Source organism: Pseudomonas asiatica (genome assembly GCF_009932335.1).
GTDB lineage: Bacteria > Pseudomonadota > Gammaproteobacteria > Pseudomonadales > Pseudomonadaceae > Aquipseudomonas > Aquipseudomonas asiatica.
In genome coordinates, this window is the sequence record NZ_BLJF01000001.1 from 2,553,687 (window position 1) to 2,578,572 (window position 24,886).

The 24,886-nt window shown below is 62.4% G+C and carries 27 protein-coding genes; 16 read left to right on the forward strand and 11 right to left on the reverse strand.

All coding sequences use genetic code 11. The features are described from left to right. Positions 1 to 15 precede the first annotated feature (15 nt). Positions 16 to 666, forward strand: coding sequence for a TIGR04211 family SH3 domain-containing protein (locus GYA95_RS11750; RefSeq protein WP_015270716.1), 651 nt, complete (start codon positions 16 to 18; stop codon positions 664 to 666). Between the two features lie 118 nt (positions 667 to 784). Here the strand turns inward: GYA95_RS11750 and GYA95_RS11755 are convergent, their stop codons facing one another. After that, a complete protein-coding gene (locus GYA95_RS11755; RefSeq protein WP_013973013.1) occupies positions 785 to 1,057 on the reverse strand; it encodes a hypothetical protein in 273 nt (90 codons plus the stop codon). Between the two features lie 106 nt (positions 1,058 to 1,163). After that, positions 1,164 to 2,072 carry a LysR family transcriptional regulator gene (locus GYA95_RS11760; RefSeq protein ID WP_015270717.1) on the reverse strand — a complete coding sequence of 303 codons (909 nt, stop codon included), beginning with the start codon at positions 2,070 to 2,072 and terminating at the stop codon, positions 1,164 to 1,166. A gap of 124 nt (positions 2,073 to 2,196) precedes the next feature. Here GYA95_RS11760 and GYA95_RS11765 point away from each other — a divergent pair, with 124 nt between their 5' ends. Together GYA95_RS11765 and GYA95_RS11770 are read left to right on the forward strand one after the other, a co-directional pair. Continuing rightward, positions 2,197 to 2,931: an SDR family NAD(P)-dependent oxidoreductase gene (locus GYA95_RS11765; protein ID WP_015270718.1), complete on the forward strand. Its 735-nt coding sequence runs from the start codon at positions 2,197 to 2,199 to the stop codon at positions 2,929 to 2,931. Between the two features lie 17 nt (positions 2,932 to 2,948). Next, positions 2,949 to 3,155, forward strand: a complete 207-nt coding sequence (locus tag GYA95_RS11770) for a tautomerase family protein (protein ID WP_015270719.1) — start codon at positions 2,949 to 2,951, stop codon at positions 3,153 to 3,155. 117 nt (positions 3,156 to 3,272) lie between these two features. On the opposite strand, the gene GYA95_RS11775 is transcribed toward GYA95_RS11770, so the two are convergent. Further along, the gene (locus tag GYA95_RS11775) at positions 3,273 to 4,154 is read right to left on the reverse strand and encodes a LysR family transcriptional regulator (RefSeq protein WP_015270720.1); all 882 of its coding nucleotides are present in this window, start codon (positions 4,152 to 4,154) and stop codon (positions 3,273 to 3,275) included. 108 nt (positions 4,155 to 4,262) lie between these two features. Between GYA95_RS11775 and argC the strand changes: the two genes are divergently transcribed. Further along, complete coding sequence (argC, locus tag GYA95_RS11780) at positions 4,263 to 5,204, forward strand: N-acetyl-gamma-glutamyl-phosphate reductase (RefSeq protein ID WP_015270721.1); 942 nt, start codon at positions 4,263 to 4,265, stop codon at positions 5,202 to 5,204. Positions 5,205 to 5,283: 79 nt separating this feature from the next. Further along, on the forward strand, positions 5,284 to 5,970 hold the full coding sequence (locus GYA95_RS11785; protein WP_013973019.1) for a GNAT family N-acetyltransferase: 687 nt from the start codon (positions 5,284 to 5,286) through the stop codon (positions 5,968 to 5,970). 97 nt (positions 5,971 to 6,067) lie between these two features. Here GYA95_RS11785 and GYA95_RS11790 read toward each other — a convergent pair whose 3' ends face one another. The 5 genes from GYA95_RS11790 to GYA95_RS11810 form a co-directional block, all read right to left on the reverse strand. Beyond that, positions 6,068 to 6,823, reverse strand: coding sequence for an ABC transporter permease (locus tag GYA95_RS11790; protein WP_015270722.1), 756 nt, complete (start codon positions 6,821 to 6,823; stop codon positions 6,068 to 6,070). Further along, positions 6,823 to 8,028: an ABC transporter substrate-binding protein gene (locus tag GYA95_RS11795; protein ID WP_015270723.1), complete on the reverse strand. Its 1,206-nt coding sequence runs from the start codon at positions 8,026 to 8,028 to the stop codon at positions 6,823 to 6,825. Before GYA95_RS11795 ends, GYA95_RS11790 begins: the two co-directional genes overlap by 1 nt. Beyond that, positions 8,015 to 8,836, reverse strand: coding sequence for an ABC transporter ATP-binding protein (locus GYA95_RS11800; RefSeq protein WP_015270724.1), 822 nt, complete (start codon positions 8,834 to 8,836; stop codon positions 8,015 to 8,017). Before GYA95_RS11800 ends, GYA95_RS11795 begins: the two co-directional genes overlap by 14 nt. After that, positions 8,833 to 9,897 (reverse strand): acyl-CoA dehydrogenase family protein, encoded by a 1,065-nt coding sequence (locus tag GYA95_RS11805; RefSeq protein ID WP_161551399.1) that lies wholly within the window; start codon positions 9,895 to 9,897, stop codon positions 8,833 to 8,835. The genes GYA95_RS11800 and GYA95_RS11805 overlap by 4 nt, the downstream gene beginning before the upstream one ends. A 99-nt stretch (positions 9,898 to 9,996) precedes the next feature. After that, entirely contained in the window at positions 9,997 to 10,557 is a 561-nt protein-coding gene (locus GYA95_RS11810) for a carboxymuconolactone decarboxylase family protein (RefSeq protein ID WP_003259243.1), read from the reverse strand. A 102-nt stretch (positions 10,558 to 10,659) separates the two neighbouring features. Between GYA95_RS11810 and GYA95_RS11815 the strand changes: the two genes are divergently transcribed. Beyond that, positions 10,660 to 11,571 (forward strand): AraC family transcriptional regulator, encoded by a 912-nt coding sequence (locus GYA95_RS11815; RefSeq protein ID WP_015270726.1) that lies wholly within the window; start codon positions 10,660 to 10,662, stop codon positions 11,569 to 11,571. 153 nt (positions 11,572 to 11,724) lie between these two features. On the opposite strand, the gene GYA95_RS11820 is transcribed toward GYA95_RS11815, so the two are convergent. Beyond that, complete coding sequence (locus GYA95_RS11820; protein ID WP_015270727.1) at positions 11,725 to 13,131, reverse strand: purine-cytosine permease family protein; 1,407 nt, start codon at positions 13,129 to 13,131, stop codon at positions 11,725 to 11,727. Positions 13,132 to 13,448: 317 nt separating this feature from the next. Between GYA95_RS11820 and GYA95_RS11825 the strand changes: the two genes are divergently transcribed. The 8 genes from GYA95_RS11825 (at position 13,449) to GYA95_RS11860 (ending at position 19,627) form a co-directional block, all read left to right on the forward strand. Continuing rightward, positions 13,449 to 13,934 (forward strand): flavin reductase family protein, encoded by a 486-nt coding sequence (locus GYA95_RS11825; protein ID WP_003259250.1) that lies wholly within the window; start codon positions 13,449 to 13,451, stop codon positions 13,932 to 13,934. A 75-nt stretch (positions 13,935 to 14,009) separates the two neighbouring features. After that, a complete protein-coding gene (locus GYA95_RS11830) occupies positions 14,010 to 15,050 on the forward strand; it encodes an LLM class flavin-dependent oxidoreductase (RefSeq protein WP_015270728.1) in 1,041 nt (346 codons plus the stop codon). Positions 15,051 to 15,303: 253 nt separating this feature from the next. Then, a complete protein-coding gene (locus GYA95_RS11835; RefSeq protein ID WP_033959547.1) occupies positions 15,304 to 16,503 on the forward strand; it encodes a tyrosine-type recombinase/integrase in 1,200 nt (399 codons plus the stop codon). Continuing rightward, the gene (locus GYA95_RS11840; RefSeq protein ID WP_060434321.1) at positions 16,500 to 16,823 is read left to right on the forward strand and encodes a hypothetical protein; all 324 of its coding nucleotides are present in this window, start codon (positions 16,500 to 16,502) and stop codon (positions 16,821 to 16,823) included. The genes GYA95_RS11835 and GYA95_RS11840 overlap by 4 nt, the downstream gene beginning before the upstream one ends. Continuing rightward, entirely contained in the window at positions 16,820 to 17,203 is a 384-nt protein-coding gene (locus GYA95_RS11845) for a type II toxin-antitoxin system RelE/ParE family toxin (protein WP_033959552.1), read from the forward strand. Before GYA95_RS11840 ends, GYA95_RS11845 begins: the two co-directional genes overlap by 4 nt. Next, positions 17,187 to 17,489, forward strand: coding sequence for a helix-turn-helix domain-containing protein (locus GYA95_RS11850; protein ID WP_033959554.1), 303 nt, complete (start codon positions 17,187 to 17,189; stop codon positions 17,487 to 17,489). Before GYA95_RS11845 ends, GYA95_RS11850 begins: the two co-directional genes overlap by 17 nt. A gap of 22 nt (positions 17,490 to 17,511) precedes the next feature. Continuing rightward, positions 17,512 to 18,330, forward strand: coding sequence for a TIGR02391 family protein (locus GYA95_RS11855; RefSeq protein WP_033959555.1), 819 nt, complete (start codon positions 17,512 to 17,514; stop codon positions 18,328 to 18,330). A gap of 13 nt (positions 18,331 to 18,343) precedes the next feature. After that, a complete protein-coding gene (locus tag GYA95_RS11860; protein ID WP_033959557.1) occupies positions 18,344 to 19,627 on the forward strand; it encodes a hypothetical protein in 1,284 nt (427 codons plus the stop codon). A gap of 18 nt (positions 19,628 to 19,645) precedes the next feature. Here GYA95_RS11860 and GYA95_RS11865 read toward each other — a convergent pair whose 3' ends face one another. Together GYA95_RS11865 and GYA95_RS11870 are read right to left on the reverse strand one after the other, a co-directional pair. Further along, entirely contained in the window at positions 19,646 to 20,434 is a 789-nt protein-coding gene (locus GYA95_RS11865) for a hypothetical protein (RefSeq protein WP_033959559.1), read from the reverse strand. Positions 20,435 to 20,440: 6 nt separating this feature from the next. Next, the gene (locus GYA95_RS11870; protein WP_033959563.1) at positions 20,441 to 21,343 is read right to left on the reverse strand and encodes a helix-turn-helix transcriptional regulator; all 903 of its coding nucleotides are present in this window, start codon (positions 21,341 to 21,343) and stop codon (positions 20,441 to 20,443) included. A gap of 90 nt (positions 21,344 to 21,433) precedes the next feature. On the opposite strand from GYA95_RS11870, the gene GYA95_RS11875 reads away from it, so the two are divergent. Continuing rightward, positions 21,434 to 22,627, forward strand: a complete 1,194-nt coding sequence (locus tag GYA95_RS11875) for a ComEC/Rec2 family competence protein (RefSeq protein WP_033959564.1) — start codon at positions 21,434 to 21,436, stop codon at positions 22,625 to 22,627. Continuing rightward, on the forward strand, positions 22,624 to 24,879 hold the full coding sequence (locus GYA95_RS11880; protein ID WP_060434318.1) for a ThiF family adenylyltransferase: 2,256 nt from the start codon (positions 22,624 to 22,626) through the stop codon (positions 24,877 to 24,879). The genes GYA95_RS11875 and GYA95_RS11880 overlap by 4 nt, the downstream gene beginning before the upstream one ends. The last annotated feature ends 7 nt before the right edge of the window (positions 24,880 to 24,886 follow it).

Here is a 24,886-nt window from a genome sequence, read left to right on the forward strand (position 1 = left end):
CAGCGAAGACCCAACATGCCCGATTCCCGCCCAACTGCTTCCGCCCTCACTGCCCTGCGCGGCGGCCTGATCGCCACCTTGGTGGCCCTTGCCGCACCGGTGCACGCCGAAGAGCCTGCCAGCGATGCACGCTGGGTCAGCGACAGCCTGAGCACCTACGTGCGCAGCGGCCCCACCGATGGCCACCGCATTGTCGGTACGCTCAAGTCCGGACAGAAGCTGACCCTGATCGGCAGCCAGGGCAACTACAGCCAGGTGCGCGGGCAGAACGGCGATGTGGTGTGGATTCTCAGCAACGACCTGCAGTCGGTGCCAGGCCAGGGCGAGCGCCTGCCGCAGCTCGATGCCCAGGTCGCGGACCTGACCGGGCAGCTGAAGAACATCGACGACAGCTGGAAGAATCGCGTACAGGGCATGCAGGAAACCCTCGATTCACGCAAGAAGCTGATCGACGAACTTGAAGCACGCAACAAGGCGCTGAATGAACAGCTCGACCAGAGCCAGTCGCAGCTGCGCGATACCCAGGCACGCCTGGGGGACGAGAACAAGCAGGTTATGATGCGCTACATGGTGTATGGCGGCAGCATTGCCGGCGCGGGCTTGCTGGCGGGGCTGATCCTGCCGTCGCTGACCCGTGGGCGCAGGAAGAACGATCGCTGGTTCTGAAGACGGCGCCAGCCTGCGCTGGCCTCTTCGCGGGTAAACCCCACAGTAACCACGCTGGCCTTGAGCCTGTTGGAGATACTGTAGGAGCGGGTTTACCCGCGAAGAGGCCAGCAAGGGCTTACTTGCTACGTGCCTTGTTGTAGATAGTCTTGGCTTGGTCCGCCGAGGCCTGACACTGAGTCATATCTCCCTTGCTCTGAGCATCCTTGGCATTTTGCAAGTGGACTTTGAAGTCATGGGCCATGCCGCCATGCATTGCCTGGCCACTGGCCTTTTCGAAATCCTCAAGCTCCTTGATCTTGGCCGCACAGTTGCTCGCCGGGTCTGCGTGTGCGGCAAAACTGAGGACCGAGGCAATCACCAGCAAAGGTATGCATTTCGTGGATTTCATGGAGCGTTCTCCTGGAAAACCTGAGGGGTCGTCGAGATGACACTGGCTCGACGCAGCAAACAGCATAGTCGGCCATACGCCCCGGCGCCTCGGCTCAGCCCGGGGGCTATGCCCCCTCGGTAAACAGGAAATCGATGAACACCCGCACCCGCAACGGCATGTGCCGGGCCTGGGGGTAGATCAGCATGAACGGCCGCGAGGTGCCGCCAAACTCGGCGAGCACTTCCACCAGTTCGCCACTGGCCAGTGCGTCCTGCACGGTAAAGCGGTAAGCCTGCATCAGCCCGCCGCCGTGGCGCACCAGCGTGGCGGTGGCGAGGAAGTCGCCCAGGCAGGTGAACCCACCCTGGGTTTCGATCTCCACCTGCTGGCCATCCTGAAGGAAGCTCCACGGCGGGCGGCGGCCACTGCTGGGCAGTTCGAACTGGATGCACTCATGTTGCAGCAAGTCGTGCGGTGTTCGTGGCGTGCCAGCACGGGCCAGGTAACCCGGCGTGGCCACCACCACCAGTTCGGCATCTTCCAGGCGACGCGCCACCAGCCGCGAATCGGCCGGCTCGCGGCCACGAATGGCCAGGTCGAACGGCTCCTCGGCAAAGTCGACGTTGCGGTTGCTGACATGCACATCCACCTGCACCTTGGGGTAGCGCTGGCGAAACCGCGGCAGCAGCGGCAACAGCCGGTGATGAGCATAGGGCGTGGGTGCACTGATACGCAGCAGACCGCTCGGCTCGACCTGCCCGCCCGTGACCTGGCGCTCGGCCTCCACCAACTGCCCCAGTGCCTGCCGGCATTGCTGATAGTAGGCCTGGCCGGCTGCGGACAGGCGCATCTGCCGGGTGGTGCGGACGAACAGGCGCACACCCAGGCGCTCTTCCAGGCGCGCCACGCTGCGGCTGACCGCCGCCGGGGTAACGCCGGCTTCCGTGGCCGCAGCGGTGAAGCTGCCGCTGTCGGCGGCCAGGCAGAACAGTTCCAGGCTGCCCAGTTGCAGGTCATCGAAATGGCGGGTCATGTCGGCTCGATTGATTACATGATGTATCGATTGAAATGCCCAGCGCCTCATTTTTCAAGTGCTGATTGCAACCTACAGTGGCTTCACACCGAGCCCATAGCTCACTTCACTGGAGATCATGCACATGAACACGCCACGCACCGTCATCATTACCGGGGCCTCGAGCGGCCTGGGTTTCGCCCTGGCCGAGGCCTTCCTCGAACGCGGCGACAACGTGGTCGGCAACGCCCGCAGCCAGGCCCGCCTTGAGCAAGCCGCCGCCCGCCTCGGCAACCCATCGCGCTTCATCGGCGTGGCTGGCGACATCGCCGAGCAGGGCACGGCCCAGCGCCTGTTCGCCAGCGCCGAGCAAGCCTTTGGCGGGGTCGACCTGCTGATCAACAACGCCGGCATCTTCATTGCCAAGCCGTTTGCCGAGTACAGCGAAGCGGATGTCGACGCCCTGATCGGCACCAACCTCAAGGGCTTCTTCTACCCGGCCCAGGAAGCGGCGCGGATCATGACCAGACAAGGGCATGGGCAGATCATCGCCATCACCGCCTCCATTGCCTTGCAACCGGACACCCGCGTGCCGGCCCTGCTGCCGGTACTGGTCAAGGGTGGCCTGAACCAGGCGGTGAAAGGCCTGGCACTGGAACTGGCAGCCAGCGGCGTGCAGGTGAATGCGGTGGCACCGGGGATCATCGATACACCGCTGCATGGCGGCAATACGCAAGGCATGGGCGCGCTGTCACCCAGCGGCCGCACCGGCTCGCCACAGGATGTCGTGGATGCAGTGTTGTACCTGGCCGACTCACGCTTCGTCAGCGGCGTGATCCTGCCGGTGGATGGCGGTAGCACCGCTGGCACCTGGCATTAACAGAGGAGCGAGCAACCATGCCTTATGTCCATATTCGCGTGACCGATGAAGGCGTCAGTGCTGAGCACAAGCGCCAACTGATCGAACAGACGACTTGCATGCTGGAGCGGGTGCTGGGCAAGCCGCCGGCCAGTACCTTTGTGGTGATCGAGGAGGTACCGACCGATAACTGGGGGGTTGGCGGCGAGACAGTGACTGCGGTGCGGGCCCGAGAGCGGGGTTGAAGCTTGGGGCCGCTGTGCGGCCCTTTCGCGACACAAGGCCGCTCCTACAAGAGGTCGCGTTCCCATGTAGGAGCGGCCTTGTGTCGCGAAAGGGCTGCAAAGCAGCCCCCAGGGCCCTCACTGGCGCAACCGCTCCAACGCCTGCAACACATACCCCGTTGCCCGCTCCACCTGCCCTTCCCGGCAGGCAATGCCCAGTTGCCGCCACAACCCCGGCCGCAGCGGCCGGCGGGCAATGCGCCGGTCCAGCTCGGCCGACTCCCCCTCCTGCGGCAGCAATGTCGCCCCATACCCAGCCCCGACCAGGCTCTTGATCGCATCGTTGTAGTTCAGCTCGATTCGCGGCTCAGGGTACAACCCCGCTGCCGCGAACCACTCGCCGGTCACCCGCGAAAGCTGGGTGCTGCTGTCGTTGAGGATCAACGCCCGCTGCGCCAGCCAGGCCGGCGTAACCTTGGCCGGTGGCTGCCAGTCGGCCGGCACGTAGGCCAGGATCGGGTCGCGCCGCCAGGGCGTAACCGCAAGCCCTTTACCAGACACCTGTGGCAAGGCCACCAGGCCGATATCCAGCGTGCCCTCGCGCAAGCGCGCCAGCGAGGCCTGGGAGGTCAGCACCTGGACCTGCACATCGATCCCTGGGTGCACCGTACGCAGGTGCTCCAGCGCCTGCGGCAGCAAGTGGGCGATGGCACCGGTGGAGGCGCCCAGGCGCACCCGGCCGGTCAGGCCCTCGACCTGCCGGCGCACTTCATCCAGCGCCAGGTCGGCGTCGGCCAGCAGGCGCCGGGCACGGGCCAGCAGGGTTTCGCCGATGACCGTGGGCCGCACCTGGCCGCGGGTGCGGGTGAGCAACGGTGCGCCAATGCGCGCTTCCAGCTCGGCCACGTGCAGGCTGATGGTGGGCGGTGCCAGGTTGAGCTGGCGGGCGGCTTCGGCAAACGAGCCCAGGTCGGAGATGACCACCAAGGTGCGGAGGCGATCGAGGCTGATTTCGCGCATGGGCCAATCTCGTTCAGAAAAGATGAATATATCGATCATCATATTCAAATTTTCTTTACCAGAGCCACAAGCGAGCATAGGCCATCCCTACCCGACCGGACTTTGACCATGCACACACCTGTTGTCTTCATCGACGGTGACCAAGGCACCACCGGCCTGCAGATCCATGCCCGGCTGCAAGGCCGCAGCGATCTGCGCCTGCTGACCCTGCCCGAAGCCGAACGCAAAGACCCGCAACGCCGCCGCGAGGCAATCAACAGCGCCGACATCGCCCTGCTGTGCCTGCCCGACGATGCTGCCCGCGAGGCCGTGGCGGCGATCCACAACCCGCAAGTGCGGGTGATCGACGCAAGCTCCGCGCACCGCACCAGCCCAGGCTGGGTCTATGGCCTGCCGGAGCTCGACGAGCAGCAAGCCGAGCGCATCGCGCAGAGCAAGCGCGTCAGCAATCCCGGCTGCTACCCCACCGGCGCCATCGCCCTGTTGCGCCCACTGGTCAAGGCCGGCCTGCTGCCAGCGGACTACCCGCTGAACATCCACGCCATCTCCGGCTATTCCGGTGGTGGCCGCGCCTCAGTCGAACGGCATGAACAGCCCGCCGCCGGCAAAACCCCGGCCCTGCAACTGTACGGCCTGGAACTGGCGCACAAGCATGTGCCGGAAATCCAGCAGCACGCCGGGCTGTCGGCGCGGCCGATGTTCATGCCCGGTTACGGTGCCTACCGCCAGGGCATCGTGCTGAGCATCCCGCTGCAGTTGCGCCTGCTGCCCGGCCAGGTCAGTGCCGAACAGCTGCAGGCCTGCCTGCAGCAGCACTACCAGGGTGCCCGCCACGTCCAGCTGATGCCCCTGCACCAGCACGGCGCGGCGTCGAACCTCGACCCCGAGGCGTTGAACGACAGCAACGACCTGCGCCTGGCGCTTTACGCCAACCCTGAGCATGGTCAGGTGCTGCTGACCGCAGTGTTCGACAACCTCGGCAAAGGTGCCTCCGGTGCGGCGGTGCAGAACCTCGACCTGATGCTCGGTGCATTGCAGGTACAAGGCTGATCGACAAAAACGGTTAGACTGTACAGCCCGCGCCCGCATGGCGCGGGCCATCCATCTACCCGCCGGAGCCCGCCCCCCGATGTTCATCCTGAGCCGCCTCGACAGCGTGCCGCCTGAATCTTTCCAGAACCAGATCCGCGAACTGGTGATCCACCACGTCGGCGAACTGAGCAGTGTCGCCATCAGCGCCGACAACCCGCTGTACCCGCTGTACCAGTACGGCGTTGGCATGGAAGTGCACCAGTACCTGCAAGCACTGGACGGCACCCGAGGCCTGGCCGTGGCGCTGACCCTGGCGCTGGATGCCGAAGAGCCGGACCAATTGCTGGGGTTTGCCCTGTCGCTGCCGGCCGAGGACGATGAACAGGCTTGCGCCCTGGCGTTCCTGGCCGTGCGCGCCAGCCATCGTCGCCAGGGCATCGCCCGCGCCCTGCTGGGCGACCTGCAGGCACGCCATGCCTGCGTCGAGCTGAATGCCTTTGCCAGCCAGGTACCGTGGTTCGAGGCGATGGGCATGCAAGTGGTGGCCGCCAATGGGCCGCAGGTGCTGATGAGCAGTACCGGGCGGGCTAGCGGCGCGCTGATCGGGCGACTGGATATTGCGCCGATCTACCAGACGGCGGAAGTGATGCAGATCCATACCTACCTGCTCAACCAGCAGGGTGAGGATGCGATGATCGAAGCGGAACAGATGCGGGATGAGCGGCTGGACGAACTGACCGCTCAGGCCCAGGAGTGTGTACGACAGCGCAAGACCGTGCATTGATCCAAGGGCCTGTTCGCGGGCTCGCCCGCTCCCACAGGGGTGTCACAAGGCCAAACTGTGGGAGCGGGCAAGCCCGCGAAGAAGCCGCACTGGCCCCTCAGCCATGCACCCAGCGCCGATGCAGCCCACGCGCCAGGGCATCCAGCACAAACCCCAGCACCCCGATCAGCAGCACCATCGCCATCAGCTCGGAATACGCCAGCCGGTCGCGGGTATCGAGAATGAAGTACCCCAGCCCCGCACTCACCCCGAGCATTTCGCACGGCACCAGCACGATCCACAGGATGCCGATGGCCAGGCGCACGCCGGTCAGCACATGGCCGATCACCCCGGGCACGATCACCTTGCACAAGGTCTCCCGGCGCGTGGCACTCAAACTGCGGCTCAACTGCAACCAGCGTGGGTCCAGCTGCCTTACCCCGGCCGCCGTGTTCAACAAGATCGGCCACAATGCGGCAAACGCCAGCAGGAAGTAGATAGGCTGGTCCCCCACGCCCATCAGCATCACCACCACCGGCATCCACGACAGCGGCGAGATCATGCGCAGGAACTGGAACGCCGGCGTGGTCGCCGCCTCCAGGTGCCGGTAGCTGCCCACCAGCAAGCCCAGCGGCACGCCGATCAGCAGCGCCAGCAGCAGCCCGACCAGGATACGTTTGAGGCTGACCCAGATATGCCCGTACACCTCGCCCTGCCCCAGCAACTCGACCAGGCTGGCCAGGGTCGCTGCCGGCGAAAAGCGCGCCGACAGGCCATCGGCCTGGCCGAACAGCGCGACACCGGCCCACCACAGCAGCAACAGACCCAGCAACCCGGCCAGCCCCAGGCCGGCATGAACGACATGCGTGCGCATCAGACCGCGAACTCCTCGCTACGCTCGAAGTCATCGGCGATGCCGAACACCGACGGCCCGCCAACGGTAGCAATGGCGTTGCGCACGAAGCGGTCGTCGACCAGGTCGCGGGCGGTCTGTGCCGGGTCCAGGCCGGCCAGGAACGCGCTGTCGCCCTCGATCAAGGTGGTTTTCAGGCGCTTGACCAGTTCTTCGGTGTAGCTGGGGAACGGGTAAGGCTGGAAATCGATGCGCTTTTCGTCCCACTGCTGGTGGCGAATGGCGCCACTGGCAATATAACCGGCCCGGTCCTCGGCGGCCGGGGCCAGCACTTTGCCGAGCACCGCTGGTTCATGCGGGGTGTACTTGTTGGGGCCGGCCTTGGACAACAATGCAGCGGCCTCGGCGCGGTGGTCACGGGTCCAGTGCTGGGCCTTGACGATGGCGTTGACCACTTTCTGCGACCACTCCGGGCGGTTGTTCAGGTCGTGCTCGTGCATGAACACCACGCAGCAGGCGTGGTTGCGCCACACATCGCCGGTGAAGCGCTGCACGCGGCCAACCTTGAGGTTCTCGGCCAGGGCGTTGAAGGGCTCGGCGACGATATAGCCAGCGATGCGCTTGCTGGCCAGTGCAGGCGGCATGTCGGACGGCGGCAGCACCAGCAGGTTGACTTCGTTGCCGGCCAGTGGCGCATTGGCCGGCTTCGACACCGGGGTCAGGCCGTTGTCGTCGAGCATCTGTTGCAGCACGACGTTGTGGATCGAGTACCAGAACGGGATGGCCACGGTCTTGCCGCCCAGCTGTTTCATGTCGCTGATGTCCGGGGCCACGGTCAGGCCCGAACCGCCCACGTGGTTCCAGGCCACCACCTTGGCCGGCACCTTGCTGGCGTAGCGGGCCCATACGGTCATCGGCGACAGCAGGTGGATGACGTTGACCTGGCCGGAGATGAACGCCTCGATCACCTGCGCCCAGCTGCGCAGCAGCACCGGGCGCTCGGCCTTGATGCCTTCGGCCTCGAACAGGCCGTTGTTGTGCGCCACCAGCAGTGGCGTGGCGTCGGTGATCGGCAGGTAGCCAATACGCACCGGCGCGTCCGGCTCGGCGGCGGCCCGGGCCTGCAGGCTCGACAGCAACGGCAGTGCTCCGGCGGCCGTGAGCATGGCGCCGAGCTTGAGGAAATCGCGACGCGAAGAAGAGGAACAGCAGTCATCCATGCACATGGACAGCCTCCGAGGGCAACGGGGTTGGGGTAGGTTCGACTGTGCGGCTTGCCCGCCGAAGGGTTTTGAGGATTTCGATGCGCAAGGCGCCCAGTTCCTCGACCCGCTGCGTCCGTGGTTGCGGCAGGTCGATGTGCCACTGGCCGAGGGTGTGCGCTGGGTGGTTGCCCAGTAGCAGGACCCGGTCGGACAGCAGCAGGGCTTCGTCGATATCGTGGGTGATCAGCACCGCTGCCGTGTTGTGGGTGGCGATCAGTTGCAGCAGCAGTTGCTGCATGTCGGCCCGGGTCACTTCATCCAGCGCGCCGAACGGCTCGTCGAGCAACAGCACTTCGGGCTGGCGGGCCAGGCAGCGGGCCAGCGCGGTGCGCTGGGCCATGCCGCCGGACAACTGCGCCGGGTACTGGCCACGGGCATGGCCCAGGCCCACGGCGGCAATCGCATGGTCGATGCGTGCGCGCCGTTCGGCGGCGGCAAGTTTCGGCTGGCGGGCGAAGTCCAGGCCGAAGGCGACGTTCTTCTCCAGGTTCAACCAGGGCAACAGGCTCGGGTCCTGGAAGGCCACCGCCAGGCGTGGGTGCGGGCCCTGCAGCGGCTGGCCGTGCAGGGTCACGCTGCCACCGCGGGGCTGCTGCAGGCCGGCCAGCACACGCAGCAGGCTGGACTTGCCGACCCCGCTGGGGCCGAGGATGGTCACCACTTCGCCGGGTGCCAGCTGCAGGTCGAACTGTGCCAGCACCGCCTGCCAGCCACCCTCGCGCGGGTAGCCCAGGCTGATGTCGCGGGCTTCGAGCAACACTGGGCTCATGCCGCGCCCGCCTGGCGTTGCAGTTCGGCGCGCAGCTGCACCAGGCTGGGCGTGACGATCGGCACGAAGGCCGACTCGCGCCAGCGGCGGGCAAAGCCTTCACCGTACTCGCTTAGGTAGGCCTTGCCACCACTGGCCTGCAACTCCAGTTGCACGGCGTCGGCAGCGCTTTCGGCCAAGGTGATGCGCAGCTTGAACAAGGCTGCCGGCTGCTGCTGGAAGCGGCCATCGAGCAGGCCCTGCTTGAGCTCGTTCACGGTGTTTTCCAGGCGTTCGCTGAGCACCTGACGTGCTTCGTCGAGGAACGAGGCACGGCCATGCAGGTGTGCCTGCACTTCCGCCAGCGCCCGCCGCGCCAGGCCAATGGCCATGCCGCACTGCAGCGCCAGGAACGCCGGGCGTACCCGGAGCAGGAACTCGCGGGCATTTTCGTGCAGCAACCAGCCACGCTGCAATTGCACCTGGTGGAAGGCCAGTGCTGCGGTGTTGCTTGACTGCAGGCCCATCAGCTGCAGGTCGTCGGAACGCTCCAGGCCCTGTGCGTCGGACGGGATGGCCAGCACGAACGGTGCACCACCGGCTTCATCTTCGATAGCCGCAGCCACCACGAAGCCGCTCTTGCGCAAGTTGGTCACCCAGTGCAGGCGCCCTTCCAGCTGCCAGCCATCGGTTTGCGGGCGGCCACGCACCTGCAGCGCTTCGATGCCGGACAGGAACTTCATGGCGTTGGACAGCCCGGTGGCGCCGGCCAGTTCGCCAGTCAGCAGGCGCGGCAGCAGGCGCTCGCGCAGGGGCTGGTTGGGGCTGTGCAACAGGTATTCGATGAAGGCGCGCTGGCCCCAGCAAACGAACGCCGCTGCCAGCGAGCGGCTGGCGATCGCGGCGATGGCCTCGACCGCGTCGCTCACCTGCCCGCCCGTGCCGCCCAGGGCCGGGTCGACACCGACGCGCAGCAGCTGCGATTCGGCGATTTGCGCCAGCACCAGCTGCGGCTCGCATTGGCCCCGGTCAATGGCCTCGGCATTGGCATCCAGCCATTGTCGAAATGCACAATCTTGCATGGTCTTGCTCCTTTGAAAACGCCGGGGCCGCCTGGCGGCCCATTCGCGGCACAAGGCCGCTCCTACAACGATCGCGGTACGACCGGTGTCACACGCAGATCATGCAGAAGGTTGCCAGCGGTACTTGCCGAGCTCGTCATTGAGCGGCGTCTGGGCGAACACATTAGCAAAGTTGCACAGGGTTGCGAGGCTCACGCCCAGAATCACCTCCAGGGCGTTGCCTTCGCTGAAACCGGCTGCGCGGAAGGCCTGGTAAGTGGCCTCGCTGACATTGCCGCGGGTGGCGATTACTTCGCGGGCGAACGCGGCCAGGGTTTCATACCGGGCATCGGGCAGCTCGCCACGGGCACGCAGGGCATCGACCACCTCCTGCGGCAGCTTGGCCTTGTTAAGGGCCACGGCCGTGTGGCCGGCCACGCAGAAGTCGCAGCCATGCTGGGTGGCGGCAATCAGTTGCACCACTTCACGCTCGGCCAGGCTCAGTTCGGCTTTGCCGTTGAGTGCCGAAACGGTCACGTAGGTTTCCAGCGCCGCCGGGGCATTGGCCAGCACGCCCAGCAGGTTGGGGATGAAGCCGGAATTCTTCTGGGCGTTCTCGAGGAACGGACGGGCCGCTTCCGGGGCGCTCTGCAGCGTGTGTAAAGTAATGCGCGAGGACATGGAGTGGTCTCCTTTGATGAGTGTCACTACAGTCTGTTGGTTATAAGAACTACCCTCCATATTCATCAGTCGCCTTTCCTTGCTCTTGAGTCTTTGCATTAGATGATTTCGTCCAGCCACCTTGTCGATTGGTTATTAGAGGGCCTGGAGCTCGATGCCAGCCTGTTCCATGTGGGCCGCTACTGCGGCGGCTGGCACGCCAGCACCGAAGGCATGGGCCGGGCCAGCTTCCACCTGGTGGTGCAAGGACATTGCTGGCTGCACATCGACGGGCAGCCCGAGGCACTGCGCCTGGAGGCCGGCGATGCGGTGTTCCTGCTGCGCGACCTCGGCTATCGCCTGGCCAGCGACCAGGACCCTGCCAGTGCCTGCGCCCAGCCACGCCAGCAGATGCAGGCCATGGACGTTGATGCGGTCGATGGCGTGGGCCTGGTATGTGGTTTCTTCCACTTCAGGCCGGGGTTGTCGGCGCTGATCGTCGACGGCCTGGCCGACTGGATATTGCTGCGCGCCGATGAACCGGCCGGGCATGCGGCGCGGGCGTTGTTCGAGCTGATCCTGGAGGAGTGCCGGCGCGCCGCCGGGCCTTCCCAGGCGTTGCTGGAGCGGCTGACGCACTTGCTGTTCCTGTATGTGCTACGCCAGCAGGTGCATGCCGGGCAATCGCTGGGCGGGCTGGTCGCCCTCGCCCGGCAACCGGCGTTTGCCGGTTTGCTGGAGCAGTTGATCGAGCAACCGGGGCAAGCGTGGACGCTGGAAAGCATGGCCGCCTGTACCGGGTTGTCGCGGTCGGCGTTTTTCAAGCGTTTCAATGAACTGGCGGGGCAGTCGCCGGGGCAGGTACTGCTGGCGTTGCGGATGCGCCTTGCCAGTCAGTTGCTGCGCACGGGGCATACCGTGGAGCAGGTGGGGGCACAGGTGGGGTATCAGTCGGTGGCGGCATTTACCCGGGCGTTTGCCAAAGCGGTGGGGGTGCAGCCGGGGGCGTATCGGCGGCAGCATGAAGGGCGTTAGCCTGCACTGGCCTCTTCGCGGGTGAACCCGCTCCCACAGGGGTATCACAATCTCTGAAAAGCAGTTCCTACATGCAACGCGATTCCTTTGTAGGAGCAGCCTTGCGCTGCGAATGGGCTGCAACGCAGCCCCTGTTACAGCAACGCCAATCTGTCAGTCATTCACACTCACAACCCGCCCCGCCTTCTCGGCAGCCTTGCCCCGGGTCGCCAGGCAGTAGTACAGCGGCACCGTCACCAGCAAGCCGAACAGCCACGACAGATCAGCCCCTTCGACGATATTGGAATACGGCCCCACATACAGCGACGTGTTGGCAAACGGCAACTGCACCAGGATGCCGCAGGCATAGGCAATGATCGCGTGGTGGTTGAAGCGGCCATAGATGCCGCCGTCAGCACTGAAGATCGAGGCGATATCGTACTGGCCCTTCTTGATCAGGTAGAAGTCGATCAGGTTGATCGACGCCCACGGCACCAGCACCAGCAGCAGTGCCAGGATCAGGCCGATGAACTGGCCGATGAAGTCCGCCGAGGCATTCAGCGCTACCAGGCCGCAGCCCACCAGAATCACCGAAGCCAGCACCACCCGCACCTTGATGCTCGGCGTCCACTCGGCGACGAAGGTCTGGATCGCGGTGACGATCGACAGCACCGCGCCATACAGGTTGAGGGCGTTGTGGCTGATGATGTTGAGCAGGAACAGCACCATCAGGATCGGGCCCAGCCAGCCGGTGGCCTGCTTGACCGCATCCATTGCATCGGTGCCTTCCGGCACGCAAAGCACCGCTACCGCACCAAAGCTGAAGCACAGGATGGTGCCCAGGGTAGCGCCGAAGTAGGTGGCCCAGAACGGCTTGGCAATGCCCACTTCACGCGGCAGGTAGCGCGAATAGTCGGAGGTATACGGCGAGAAGCTGATCTGCCAGATGGTGCCCAGCGACACGGTGGCGATGAAGCCCGACAGGTTGAACGCGCCACGGCTGAAGAAGTCGGCCGGCAGTTCCTGGGCGAACATCATGATGAAGCCGGCCAGCAGCGCCGAACCCATCACCCAGGTACCGATGCGGTTGAGGATGTGAATGAAACGGTAGCCGATCACGCCAATGGCGGTGGCACTCAGCGCACCGATCACGATCGCGCCGGGCATCGGCACGCTCGGAGTGATGCCGTGGATGGTCTTGCCCGCCAGGACGATGTTGGAAATGAAGAAGCCGACATAGATCAGTGCGGTGAAGAACACGATCAGCAAGGCGCCGTAGCGGCCGAACTGGCCACGGCTCTGCACCATCTGCGGAATGCCCAGCTGCGGTCCCTGCGCAGAGGCAAGGGCAATGACCACGCCCCCGACCAGATGGCCCAGCACGATGGCGACCAGCCCCCATAACAGGTTCAGGTGGAATACCTGGACCACCATGGCGCCGGTGACGATGGGCAGTGGCGCGATGTTGGTACTGAACCAGAGGGTGAACAGGTCGCGCGCCTTCCCGTGGCGCTCGGCAGGTGGAACGTAATCGACCGTGTGATTCTCGACAAACTGGTGTTGCGACGACGGTTGGGACATAGGATTCAGCTCGAAAGGTCGTTTTTATCTTTGTAAGGAAACCGCATCTAGGCGGCCTCTCAGCTGCGGACCATATTATGGTATTCCAAACTTTTGACAACACTGATCCGTAGGAAAAAACGCCCACTGATCCGCTCGCGCAACCCCTGCGGCAAACCGCCTCACCGCTCAAGCCCACGGTATACGCGGGCTTGAGCCGTTCATCGCGCAACACCCCCGCTTGAAAATTCCGCTTGCAAAATAGGTATTACGGTATACCATCAGACACATCAACGATAAAAACCGCGGACCACCGCAGCCCTATAGAGGTACACCAGATGATCGACGCAACCGTCTACAAGCATGTCCTGGGCTCCTTCCCGTCCGGCGTTACCGTCATCACCACCCTGGACGACGATGGCTCGGTCGTCGGTCTGACCGCCAGCGCCTTTTCCTCCCTGTCGATGGACCCGCCGCTGGTGCTGTTTTGCCCCAACTACACCTCCGACTCCTACCCCGTGCTGATCAGGCAGAAGCGCTTCGCCATTCATCTGTTGTCCGGTGAACAGCAGGCCGAAGCCTATGCGTTCGCCAAGAAGGGCAAGGACAAGGCCAGCGGTATCGAGTGGTCCCTGAGCGAACTGGGCAACCCGATCCTGGCCGGGGCCACCGCAGTCATCGAATGCGAACTGTGGCGCGAATACGAAGGTGGCGACCACGCCATCATGGTCGGCAAGGTGCACAACCTGATCGTCCCTGAAGAGGCGCCACGGCCGATGGTGTACTGCCGCGGCAAGATGGCCAGCCTGCCGGCCTTTGCCTGAAGCCTATTCTGAATCGAGACCGCTGGTGCCAACCCTGCCAGGCGCCAGCCCCTTTCAAGCGTTGAGGAAAGCCCCATGAAATTTTCGTTGTTCGTGCACATGGAACGTTGGGATGAACAGGTCAGCCACCGCCAGCTGTTCGAAGACCTGACCGAACTGACCCTGATGGCCGAGCACGGCGGTTTCAGCACCGTGTGGATCGGCGAACACCACGCCATGGAATACACCATTTCGCCAAGCCCGATGCCGCTGCTGGCCTACCTGGCTGCGCGCACCGACAAGATCCGCCTAGGCGCCGGCACCATCATCGCGCCGTTCTGGAACCCGATCCGCGTGGCGGGCGAATGCGCCCTGCTCGACGTGATCAGCAAGGGCCGCATGGAAGTGGGCCTGGCCCGTGGCGCCTACCAGTTCGAATTCGACCGCATGGCAGGTGGCATGCCGGCCACCGACGGCGGCAAGGCTCTGCGTGAAATGGTGCCGGTGGTGCGCAAGCTGTGGGAAGGCGACTACGCCCATGACGGCGAAGTGTACAAGTTCCCCACGTCCACCAGCGTGCCGAAGCCCTACAACGCCGTACCGCCGATGTGGATCGCCGCCCGCGACCCGGACTCGCACAACTTCGCCGTGGCCAATGGCTGCAACGTGATGGTCACCCCACTGATGAAGGGTGACGAGGAAGTGCTGGACCTGAAGAACAAGTTCCAGGCCGCCCTGGACAACAACCCGGGCGTGCCACGCCCGCAACTGATGGTGCTGCGCCACACCCACGTGCACAGCCCGGCCGAGCCGGAAGGCTGGAAAGTTGGCGCCCAGGCCATCTCGCGCTTCTACCGCACCTTCGATGCCTGGTTCGGCAACAAGACCACCCCGGTCAACGGCTTCCTCGAGCCGAGCCCGGAATCGAAGTTCGCAGAAGTGCCGGCGTTCGAGCTGCAGAACATCCGCAAGAACACCATGATCGGCACGCCGGAAGAGATCATCGCGCGTATCAAGTACTACCAGGAACTCGGCGTCGACGAGTTCAGCTTCTGGTGCGACAACAGCCTGCCCCACGCCGAGAAAAAGAAGTCGCTGGAGCTGTTCATCAAGGAAGTGGTGCCGGCGTTCGCCTGATTTCCCATTACCTGAAACATTGCGGGACGCGCCCGCTCCCGTGGGCCCTGCGGCCCGCGTGAGCGGGCTTTTTTTTGTTTGACGATGACTCCAGCCCGGTACTTCGCTGGACTGCGCCGTAGCTCGATACAGCAGGTTTATCAAGAGCTTACGCGCGTCCATCATATGCCGGTGCTTTCTGAAACTTGACCCGGTTTTCCCTCGCGCCGCTCCTATCTGGCTCTTGGAATCCGGGTCGTTCCAAGGAGTCATCATGGCAAAGATCAAGCTCACCAAGACCGCCGTAGAGTCAGCGCAACCCCAGGCCAAGGACATCGAACTACGGGATACCGTGGTGCCGGGCTTCCTGTGCAAGATTACCCCGAGGGGCCGCCGGGTGTTCATGCTCCAGTACCGCACGAACTCCGGGCAGCCCCGCAAGCCCTCGCTGGGCCTGTTCGGGGAACTGACCGTGGAGCAGGCCCGCGTCATGGCGCAGGACTGGCTGGCCGAGGTTCGCCGGGGCGGCGACCCCGGCGGCGCCAAGGCCGAGGCGCGCAAGGCGCCCACGGTCGAAGCGCTGTGCAAGAAGTTCATGGAGGACTACTCCAAGAAGCGCAACAAGCCCAGCACGCAGCGCGGCTACCAGGCCGTCATCGACCGCTGCATCGTCCCGCTGATCGGCCGCAAGAAGGTGCAGGACGTGAAGCGGCCCGACATTGCCGGGCTGATGGAAAAGCTGGCCTACAAGCCGGCCGAGGCGAACAACGCCTTCGGCGTGCTGCGCAAGATGTTCAACCTGGCCGAAGTGTGGGGCTATCGCCCGGACGGCACGAACCCGTGCCGCCACGTCCCGATGTACCCGCCCGGCGAGGAAACCCGGCTCATCGTGGACGACGAACTGGCGCTGATCTTCCGCCATCTGGAGAAGCTGGAGGCGGAAGGACTGGAGAACTACGTCATCCCGCTGGCGATCCGCTTGCAATTCGAGTTCGCTGGCCGCCGCTCCGAAATCTGCACGCTCGAATGGGATTGGGTCGATCTGGAGAACCGGCGCGTGGTCTGGCCCGACAGCAAGACCGGCGGACTTTCAAAGCCCATGAGCGCGGAAGCCTACCGGCTGTTTTCGACGGCGCCGCGCCGGGAGGGCTGCCCCTATGTCCTGCCGTCGCCCAACGACCCGACCAAGCACCTGACCTTTGGCGAGCACTACGGCGGCTGGTGCCGGGTGCTCAAGGCCGCCGGCGTCCCGCACGTCGGCACGCACGGCATCCGCCATCGCTCGACCACCGACATTGCCAATTCGGGCGTGCCGACCAAGGTAGGCATGAAGCTGACGGGCCACAAGACCGTGGCGATGTTCATGCACTATGTCCACACCGAGGACAAGCCGGTGCGCGATGCGGCCGAACTGGTGGCCAGCCGGCGGCAGGCCATCACGGGCGCGCGGCGCCCTGCGGAGGCCACGGCATGAGCAAGAAGACGCTTTCAGTGGCGGGGAAACCTCCCGCCGCCTTGCCGGCCGACTATCCCCGTTCCGCGATTTCCCAGACAGAGTCTGGGAAATTCGGCCTCGCCGAGCTAGCCAAGGTCTTCGCGCTGCCATGGTCGGCCTATGCGCTATTGATTTCGGCCATGGATGCCCGCGTGACCGGTGGCCGGCATCCCGTCCCGTCGGCTCCGATTGTCGTGCCGGCGTCACGACAATCGGGCGGGTCATCCCTTCTATCTAGGTGCTACACCGGAGACTGGAAAAGTATGCCCGTTTCGGGTATAGTTTGGAGGTCGAAATGACGGACATCCTGAAGCGCAAGGACTTTGCACGCTGGCAGTCGGGCGAGAAGCTGCCCGATGCCGCGTTGTGCAAGGCGGTTCAAGAGATGGAAAGCGGTCTGATCGACGCGGACTTGGGCGGCTCCCTCTACAAGAAGCGGGTGGCCCGCCCCGGCGGAGGCAAGAGCGGCGGCTACCGCACGCTGGTATCGGCCAGGATCGGCAACCGCTACGTGTTCCTGTATGGGTTCCCGAAGAACGACAAGGCGAACATCACGCAGGACGAAAAGAAGGCGCTGCAATTCGCAGGCAAGGTGTTCTTGGAACTGTCCGCGGAAGCCCTGTCGAAAGCATTGCAGACCGGCGTGTTATTGGAGGTGCATTGTGAGCAAGATCATTGAATCGCTGCGTGGCGACCTGGCTGCGCTCCACGAAGTGGGCGCGATCAGCAAGGTGACGATGCGCAAGTTCGACGCGATCTGCCCGCCACCGGTGCGGGAGTTCGGTGCTGCCGACATCAAACGCCTGCGCAAAGCCTTGAAATTCAGCCAGCCGGTGTTCGCGCTTCACCTGCACACCACAGCCTCGACGGTGCGCAAATGGGAGCAAGGCGAGACTCGCCCGGCCGGTCCGGCCCTCAAGCTGCTCAACGTCATTGCAGACAAGGGCTTGCAGGCCATCATCTGATGCCTGACGAGGGAGACAGGCATTGGCGACGCGAATTGACCCTTTCAGCTCACAGAATCTTGAAGCCGCTTGCCGTGTGCTTGCAGATACTGAGCGGGGCCTGAGCGGAACGCAGATCGAGCGCCTGCTGCAAGAAATAGAGGTTGCTGACACGTCGCCCGGCATCACCAAATGGAAGCGGTTGTTCAATGCGTTGGCTGGCGCGCAGAACCGGCATCAGATCGGGAACCATCTCATCATGTTCATCAATCGCGCGATGAACCCGGTGAACTACGCCCGCGACCCCGCGACGTTCACCTGGCGGCGCGACGAACTCAATGTCGTCCTGGCCTTCTCCGGCTTCTACGTGCGCGAAGACGGTAAGGTTGGGCACGCCGACAAGGCCACGACGCTTGATGCCGCGTGTGCCCGAGTTGGACGACTAAAGGCTGCGCTCGAAAGCCGCGTCGTCCACGCGGAAGTGCTGAACTATTGCCGTGCCGAGCTGCTGGACGAAAACTACTTCCATGCCGTGTTCGAGGCAACGAAAGGTGTTGCGGAGCGGATTCGCCTGCTGTCGGGCCTGAACGGCGATGGCGCCGACCTAGTGAGCAAGGCATTCGCAGGCCAGCAACCCGTTCTCACCTTGGGATCGCTCACCACCGAGTCCGAAAAGAGCGAGCAGAAAGGCTTTGCTAACCTGCTGATCGGCCTCTTTGGCGCCGTGCGCAATCCGCTGGCCCATGCACCCAAGACGAATTGGCCTATGTCCGAGCAGGACGCACTGGACATTCTGACGCTGGTGTCGCTGATCCACCGCAAGCTGGATGGCGCCACGAAAGTCGCCGCCGTATCGCAATAACGGAAAGAGAAGAATGGACGAGGCGATCGTTGTCTTCTCTCGGAAAGGGATCTTTCAGACCACGATCGCCGCGCGCGACGTTCGCAGCCGGGAACATGCGCGCAAGCTGTGGCCCCTGGTATCTCCCGGCGCATCACGGCAGATGGTGACATGGGTCAGCCCATCCTTTGAAAGCGGGAAGCTGCGCCGGCGATCCCATTTCCGGATGCTTCCTGCCCAGCACACCTATAACCCAAAAGCGCACTTCGATGATGAAGAAGCCAGCCGGTGGCGCACAGTGCAGGAAAGCGCTGAACACCGACGTGCGAAGGAACTTGTCGCAGCTGAACTAGCCCGACGCTTGAACGCCGGACTTGCAATGCCTTGGGCGTTCAAGGACGCGGATGCGTCTGACTATCCGCTGGAAGGCAACTTGCTGCTCGGCGCCGATCGGGTGGCGATCGAGCACCCGCTGGAGACACCATTCGGCAGCAAATTCCGACTCGACGTTGCCGTGATCGGGCCGCCTGTCCAGACCGAGCCGATGGTGCTGGGGGGCGTCGAAATCGAACTCAGGCATGCCTTTGATGGGCGCAAGGCGCTAATCGGAAAATCGCTCGGATTCCCCCTCATCTCCATCGACATTACTGAGATGACGCTGGCAGAACTCACACCAGAATGGGCGCAGAAGGTGCTGACCGCAACCACGCGGAGTCATGAGCAAGGGCGCCGGCAGACCTACATCTACCTGCATGATCTGCTGTACCCCCTCTACGCGCAGCTACCGGCATTTCTCGACGATGAACAGCGCCACCAGTTTCTGGTGTTTGCGGACGACAACACTCTAAACAAGCTGGTGCGCTGGATGAACGCGCTGGCCGAAAAGCTGGAGTACTCGAAGGGTACGGTCGCCGTTGCCCTGGTCAATGGCAAGAACGAACAGTCGCGCAAGATGCTGGAACGCGCCGGACAAGTGGTTGGCCCCGACTGGGCTGAATTCAACGACCAACGATGCCTGCGTCTGACTCTTCCGCGACCAAAAGGTCCGGCTGATCTCCAGGCTCATCGCTTCCACATGACGATGGCGCGCGTTCTGCTGTCGCGCACCGATGCGCTGGTTGGCTACAAGTATTGCAACGGTGTGGACAACAACCACCCCGAAGAAGATGTATGGGTTGCGCATCGCTGGATCGCCGACCTGAAAACTCATACCCAGCACCGCGTATTGCCCAAGCGACTGTCTGAACCGATCAACAGGTTGATCGCGGTGGTTTCGGACCTGCATCGCAATCACGCGGCAACCAGCCAAGAGGCGTGACCATTCCCATACTGAATTTCAATCTATAGCTGTTTTTTGCGCTTTTTTCCGAGGGGCCGAAGAAGACAAAGATGGCAAGCACTCGAATAGGCGTTCTGCGTAGACGAAGCCCATTCGCCTGACAGAATCCTGATCGAAATACAGCAGCCAAGCGGCAAGCAGCGCTAGGGAAATGAGTAGTGTCAAGCCGGCTGCGAGCCCTGGATCAGCAAAATTCATTGGGTTGAAGTGAGGCGGTGCTACCCGTAGGACCTTTGCGATCAAAAGTCCGTAAAGGATGCCCACGAGACACGACGCGACACCGACGGGCTTCATCGCCAACATGTTGCGATGGAATCCATACGCGATGTTCTCCTTCAGCAAGAGCTGCTTGTTCGAGCGCGTGAGTTCGCGAAGTCGTTTGGTTGCCCCTATGTACGTGTCGTCTGCCTGTTCAGGGGCTGCCAACTCTTCTTCCGCTGTTGGCATCGCGATGCCAAGTTTGGCAGTGATCGCCGTGTGGTAGCGCTGCTTGCTGACACCATCGAGAAACCTGTCGCGGTGGCGCAGTGCAATGGTGGTGGGCATGCCCCCCCACTTGGCAACTAAGGTTTCTTCGAGTTTCTTACCGCGGCCACGGGCAACGCTCGCAAGTGCATAAATGGCCCCACAGCCACCAAGCAGGCCAATCACACTCGTAAGCACAGGATGCTTGGCTCCGTAGACGCACAACAACGGAACCAGTACCGGCAAGGCCACAAGAAGCCCAGGAACAACCCGCGCCTTGCGCTCATAAGGGTCCTTGACCAGTTCAAAAATTGTTGTCATACGGAGTCAAGCCTGTGCCGTAAGGGCATCGATGTAGGGTTGAATATCGTCACGATTTTTCAGCGCGATCTGTTGTGCGAGCGGATCTGGTGCTTCCTTGGTGTGCAAGCCCAAACGTCTTAGTGTGTAGTAAAGGAATGCTTGACGGCACGGAAGCTTGACCTGCCCGTCTTCCATGCCGTAGTCCAACTCCAACACTCGTTTCTTGGCCGCCGGTAAGTCGGGGTGTGGCGCAAGGATCAGTGTCAGCACAGTATGCCAATGCGTATCCTGACTGAAGTCCACTTGGCTCGGCTCTATACCATCGATGCGAAGGATTCGAGCGAGGACGAAATCGCTGAAACGCTGGCGCTTGTGGCAAAACGCGCGCACGTGCCAACGAAAGCCATCGTAGCCAAGAGCGTGTGGCGACAACAGGCGAATTGACTCGTTCAAGGACGTCATGGACTGGTAACTGACTCGAATAGCTTCCTGCTGCCGTATTGCACGAACCACCAATTCGACAGTCTGCTCGTCGATGGTGCGCCAGGGGGAAGGAGCCCAATCTGTCTCCGGCGCGGATCCGATAAAGCTGGCAGTTGACTCAACCACCCCCATCTTGGTTGCCAACAGTTCTGCCAGATAACGTTGTGCAGAGCTTCGCTGGTAAAGCGGACGAAAACTCGGCGCTGCCGTGTAGGTCTTGGAGCTGCGGTCGTATGTCAGATTGTTCGGTGCCAGTTCTGTGTACTTGGCAATGTCAAGTGACGCTTGAGGCACTGATATGCCGAAGTACTCAGTAAGATCCATTCGATTGATGCGCCGCTCCCAGCGCAACCGAAAATCGATGAATTGAAGTCTGCTCTCCAGCCCCCAGCTCAGCCCCTTGGGCTCAACAGGTTCGGCAGTAGCAACGGGGGGGTTTTGCATCAGTAGCGCCTAAAAAGTAGACGGATCGAAAAAATAGTCGTACATTAACTATACGCGATCACTCCTCAGTCGTCTACTCGGAGACCCCAAGTGCCCACCACCATCACCTTTTTCCCCGTTGACAACGGGGACATGACCCTCATCAAGTTCGGTGATCTTGATGCCACCACCCTGCTGATCGACGTAAACATCCGACAAGATGCCGACGATCCAGAGGGGGAGGCGCGTGATGTCGCCAAGGACCTGCGCGATCGACTGAAGAAGGATGAAAACGGCAGACCATATGTTGATGCCTTCCTGCTGAGCCACCCCGACGACGACCACTGCCGAGGGCTGACTCGTCACTTCTACTTGGGCGAGTTGGATAAGTACCCGGACGACAAGAAGGACGACAAGGACAAGAAGATCGTCATTCGCGAGATGTGGTCGTCTCCCATTGTGTTTCGCCGTGCGAGCAAGACCCTCACCTTGTGTGATGACGCGAAGGCTTGGGCTACCGAGGCGCGCCGACGTGTTCAGTTGAATCGAGACAAAAACTTCACCGTTGGGTCCGGTGATCGCATCCAGATCATGGGGGAGGACATCAATGGAAAGACCGATGACCTCACCTCCATCGTGCGGAAGGTCGATACGCGCTTCTCTACGATCAACGGCAAGAGTTCTGCATTCTTCTCTGCGTTTCTTCTTGCACCTTTGGAGGCCAAGGACGATGAGGAAGAGGAAGAGTGCCTGGTCAAAAATCAGTCCAGTGTGATCCTGAACTTCACATTAGCTGCCGATGCAGCGACACCAGATGGCGCGAAGTTTCTTACTGGCGGGGATGCTGAAGTATTCATCTGGAACCGCCAATGGCAGCGCCATGAGGCCGAGACTGAGGTGCTGGAGTACGACATCATGCAGACACCTCATCATTGCTCTTGGCACTCTTTGTCCTATGACAGTTGGTCGAAGTGCGGAGAAAAAGCAAAACTGGATGCAGATGCAAGAAAGGCGCTCTCACAGACCCGTGACGGCGCCGTCATCGTCGCAAGTTGCAAGCCCATCAAAGCTGATGACAGCGATCCGCCCTGCATCCGTGCAAAGCGTGAATATGTAGAAATCGTGGAGGAAGCAAAAGGTGAGTTCTACTGCACGGGCGAGTACCCGAGCGAGAAATCTGTGGAGCCCCTCGTTTTCACCGTCACTTCCCAAGGTGTGCAGCCCCCCTCGAAGAAGGAAGCTGGATCGAAGGCCGCCGCCGTGATCACCTCCGCGCGAACTCCCATGCCGCACGGGGCATCATGACGGACGCTATCGCAGACGCACTGCATAAACTTCAGCGACATCGGGGCTTGACCCGCGTTGGCGAACCAAAGGTAATCGGTGCATCGACGCAGATAGAGGTCGATGTTGCCGTGCAACTGCCAAACAGGTCTCGGCGTAGCGGCGTCTCCGAAACCGGGGTGCGTGCCGTCGAGACATGCGTTCTGGTATTCGGCGGTGACTGGCCCCTATCCGCGCCCAAGCCCTTCTTGCGTGCGGACTTCCCACTCAACTTGCCACACATAAACCCCCATCGCGAAGGCGAGTTGGTTTCGCCATGCCTGTTCGAAGGATCTTTGAACGAACTGCTGCATCGGTTTGGTCTCGACGCCATTGTCGATCAGTTGGTTGATTGGCTGCACAAGGCTGCTGCCGGAACGTTGTTGGACCTGGAGCAAGGGTGGGAACCGACGCGGCGAGACAGTTGTCCTTCGACCGTTGTCTTCAGTGCCGAAAAGGTCGCGGCCGCCGCCCCCGTTGACGGCGCGGTTTTGGTGGTTTCCGCGAGCTACGTGACGATTGATGGCGGGCTATACGCCATCATCGATGACGAGCTGAGCGCACAAGTCGATCCTGTGTTTTCCCAAGGCGTTCACAACGACAAGTTGGGCAAGTGGGGGAATGGCCATACCGCGACCTTCATTGCGCGGGGACCAATCACCGATGGCCACCCGTATGTAGTCGAACGCTATCAACCGGAGACGGTTGTCGATCTTACGACACTGCTAGATCGAGCAGCAGAACTTGGTATCGATCGTGACGCTTTAGCCCAAAGCTTGGAGGGTTATTACCGGCGCTCGATTCTGGATATGCAACAAGACTCGCGTGGTTGGGTGCACGGTTTGTACGCGATTGTGATTCTGACTGTACAAAGACCAGCGCCGCTTGTTGGATCACCAGGCCGGAATGTCGAGGTATTGCCCTATGTGGTGCGCTATGAACTCAACGCTCAGTCGCTCCTAGAGCGAAATGCCACGGTTCACCCCGCCTTTCATGCGCATGCGCTGTCTCCCGAGCTGCTGGCACGGACATCCGGTATCCCGTCAGCAGCTACATCGCAGTCGCTGGTCATCCTCGGCTGCGGTAGTGTGGGATCAAAAATCGCGATGCACCTCGGGCGGGCTGGTTTCGGCTCAATGACTTTCGTTGACAACGAATCCATGTCACCTCACAACGCAGCTCGGCATGCACTCATTGAGCGAGCATCGGTGCTGGTCCTACCGCGAAAGTCTGCGCTGATGAAGACGGCCTTTGGGGAACTGTCGCATCTTCAATCGCGCGCGTTCGACGCTGACGCTGTGACTCTCTTGGTCGATCCGGAAAGATTCGCCACAATTGTTCCGCAGGATGCTGCCCTTATCGTGGACACGACGGCTTCACTTCAAGTGCTGGCCGCAGAAATGCAATCAGAAGCATTGGACCAATCCCCAACTCGACTGGCACGGGTAGTGATGTATGGCCAGGGGCGTTGTGTCGCGGTTTTGCTTGAAGGGCCAAGTCGCGCTGGTCGGGTTGATGACCTCACGGCTTTCTTGTTCGAGTGCTGCCGGTTTGTGCCAGAACTTCGTGCGTCGATTGCCGGTGATACGTCGGAGCCGACGCGCATTTTTGTAGGGGACAACTGCCGCTCACTGACCATGCCAATGTCAGATGCCGTTGTTTCGCGGTCTGCATCACTGGCTGGAGTGCAACTGGAGCGCTGGCTCGTTGATGGGCTTCCGGAGGAAGCGACGCTTTGTGCTGGTATCTCGGACGCCGAAGGCCTTGGCATGGCATGGAGCCGTGCCAGCCTTGGCCCGACCACTGTGCTCGATGTAGCGGACGATGGCGGCTGGAGCATTCGGATTCTGCACCCTGTGGCGCACGCGATCGATGCTGATGCGCTGCACTGGGGGGCGGTGGAAACAGGAGGCGCCTTGGTTGGCCGTATCTCGTTTGAAAATCGAACCATCACCATTGCAGGCCTTGTTGAGGCACCGTCTGACAGCGTTCGCGAGGCCGCTCGTTTTGTCCTTGGAACCAGTGGGCTTGTCCAAAGTTTGCGCGCTGCAAACGCGGCCTCTTTAGGATATCTCGCTTTCATTGGCACTTGGCACAGCCACCCGAAAGGCGGCGCGCATTCAGGGATAGACCGAAATACCTTGCGCAGCATCGCAGAGGATGCCGGTGGCCTTCCCGCCGTGTCGTTGGTCTGGACTCCGACAGGACTCACGTGCGCGGTTGACCGCTGGTAAGAACAAA

What these genes read in the sequence shown, in the direction of transcription:
- GYA95_RS11785 (WP_013973019.1), top strand. Translation starts at nt 5,284, where the DNA reads ATGTTCATCCTGAGCCGCCTCGACAGCGTGCCGCCTGAATCTTTCCAG.
- GYA95_RS11845 (WP_033959552.1), top strand. Translation starts at nt 16,820, where the DNA reads ATGACGGACATCCTGAAGCGCAAGGACTTTGCACGCTGGCAGTCGGGC.
- argC (WP_015270721.1), top strand. Translation starts at nt 4,263, where the DNA reads ATGCACACACCTGTTGTCTTCATCGACGGTGACCAAGGCACCACCGGC.
- GYA95_RS11820 (WP_015270727.1), bottom strand. Translation starts at nt 13,131, where the DNA reads ATGTCCCAACCGTCGTCGCAACACCAGTTTGTCGAGAATCACACGGTC.
- GYA95_RS11760 (WP_015270717.1), bottom strand. Translation starts at nt 2,072, where the DNA reads ATGACCCGCCATTTCGATGACCTGCAACTGGGCAGCCTGGAACTGTTC.
- GYA95_RS11815 (WP_015270726.1), top strand. Translation starts at nt 10,660, where the DNA reads ATGATTTCGTCCAGCCACCTTGTCGATTGGTTATTAGAGGGCCTGGAG.
- GYA95_RS11790 (WP_015270722.1), bottom strand. Translation starts at nt 6,823, where the DNA reads ATGCGCACGCATGTCGTTCATGCCGGCCTGGGGCTGGCCGGGTTGCTG.
- GYA95_RS11750 (WP_015270716.1), top strand. Translation starts at nt 16, where the DNA reads ATGCCCGATTCCCGCCCAACTGCTTCCGCCCTCACTGCCCTGCGCGGC.
- GYA95_RS11770 (WP_015270719.1), top strand. Translation starts at nt 2,949, where the DNA reads ATGCCTTATGTCCATATTCGCGTGACCGATGAAGGCGTCAGTGCTGAG.
- GYA95_RS11870 (WP_033959563.1), bottom strand. Translation starts at nt 21,343, where the DNA reads ATGCAAAACCCCCCCGTTGCTACTGCCGAACCTGTTGAGCCCAAGGGG.
- GYA95_RS11775 (WP_015270720.1), bottom strand. Translation starts at nt 4,154, where the DNA reads ATGCGCGAAATCAGCCTCGATCGCCTCCGCACCTTGGTGGTCATCTCC.
- GYA95_RS11835 (WP_033959547.1), top strand. Translation starts at nt 15,304, where the DNA reads ATGGCAAAGATCAAGCTCACCAAGACCGCCGTAGAGTCAGCGCAACCC.
- GYA95_RS11830 (WP_015270728.1), top strand. Translation starts at nt 14,010, where the DNA reads ATGAAATTTTCGTTGTTCGTGCACATGGAACGTTGGGATGAACAGGTC.
- GYA95_RS11795 (WP_015270723.1), bottom strand. Translation starts at nt 8,028, where the DNA reads ATGTGCATGGATGACTGCTGTTCCTCTTCTTCGCGTCGCGATTTCCTC.
- GYA95_RS11840 (WP_060434321.1), top strand. Translation starts at nt 16,500, where the DNA reads ATGAGCAAGAAGACGCTTTCAGTGGCGGGGAAACCTCCCGCCGCCTTG.
- GYA95_RS11800 (WP_015270724.1), bottom strand. Translation starts at nt 8,836, where the DNA reads ATGAGCCCAGTGTTGCTCGAAGCCCGCGACATCAGCCTGGGCTACCCG.
- GYA95_RS11880 (WP_060434318.1), top strand. Translation starts at nt 22,624, where the DNA reads ATGACGGACGCTATCGCAGACGCACTGCATAAACTTCAGCGACATCGG.
- GYA95_RS11765 (WP_015270718.1), top strand. Translation starts at nt 2,197, where the DNA reads ATGAACACGCCACGCACCGTCATCATTACCGGGGCCTCGAGCGGCCTG.
- GYA95_RS11865 (WP_033959559.1), bottom strand. Translation starts at nt 20,434, where the DNA reads ATGACAACAATTTTTGAACTGGTCAAGGACCCTTATGAGCGCAAGGCG.
- GYA95_RS11825 (WP_003259250.1), top strand. Translation starts at nt 13,449, where the DNA reads ATGATCGACGCAACCGTCTACAAGCATGTCCTGGGCTCCTTCCCGTCC.
- GYA95_RS11860 (WP_033959557.1), top strand. Translation starts at nt 18,344, where the DNA reads ATGGACGAGGCGATCGTTGTCTTCTCTCGGAAAGGGATCTTTCAGACC.
- GYA95_RS11810 (WP_003259243.1), bottom strand. Translation starts at nt 10,557, where the DNA reads ATGTCCTCGCGCATTACTTTACACACGCTGCAGAGCGCCCCGGAAGCG.
- GYA95_RS11805 (WP_161551399.1), bottom strand. Translation starts at nt 9,897, where the DNA reads ATGCAAGATTGTGCATTTCGACAATGGCTGGATGCCAATGCCGAGGCC.
- GYA95_RS11755 (WP_013973013.1), bottom strand. Translation starts at nt 1,057, where the DNA reads ATGAAATCCACGAAATGCATACCTTTGCTGGTGATTGCCTCGGTCCTC.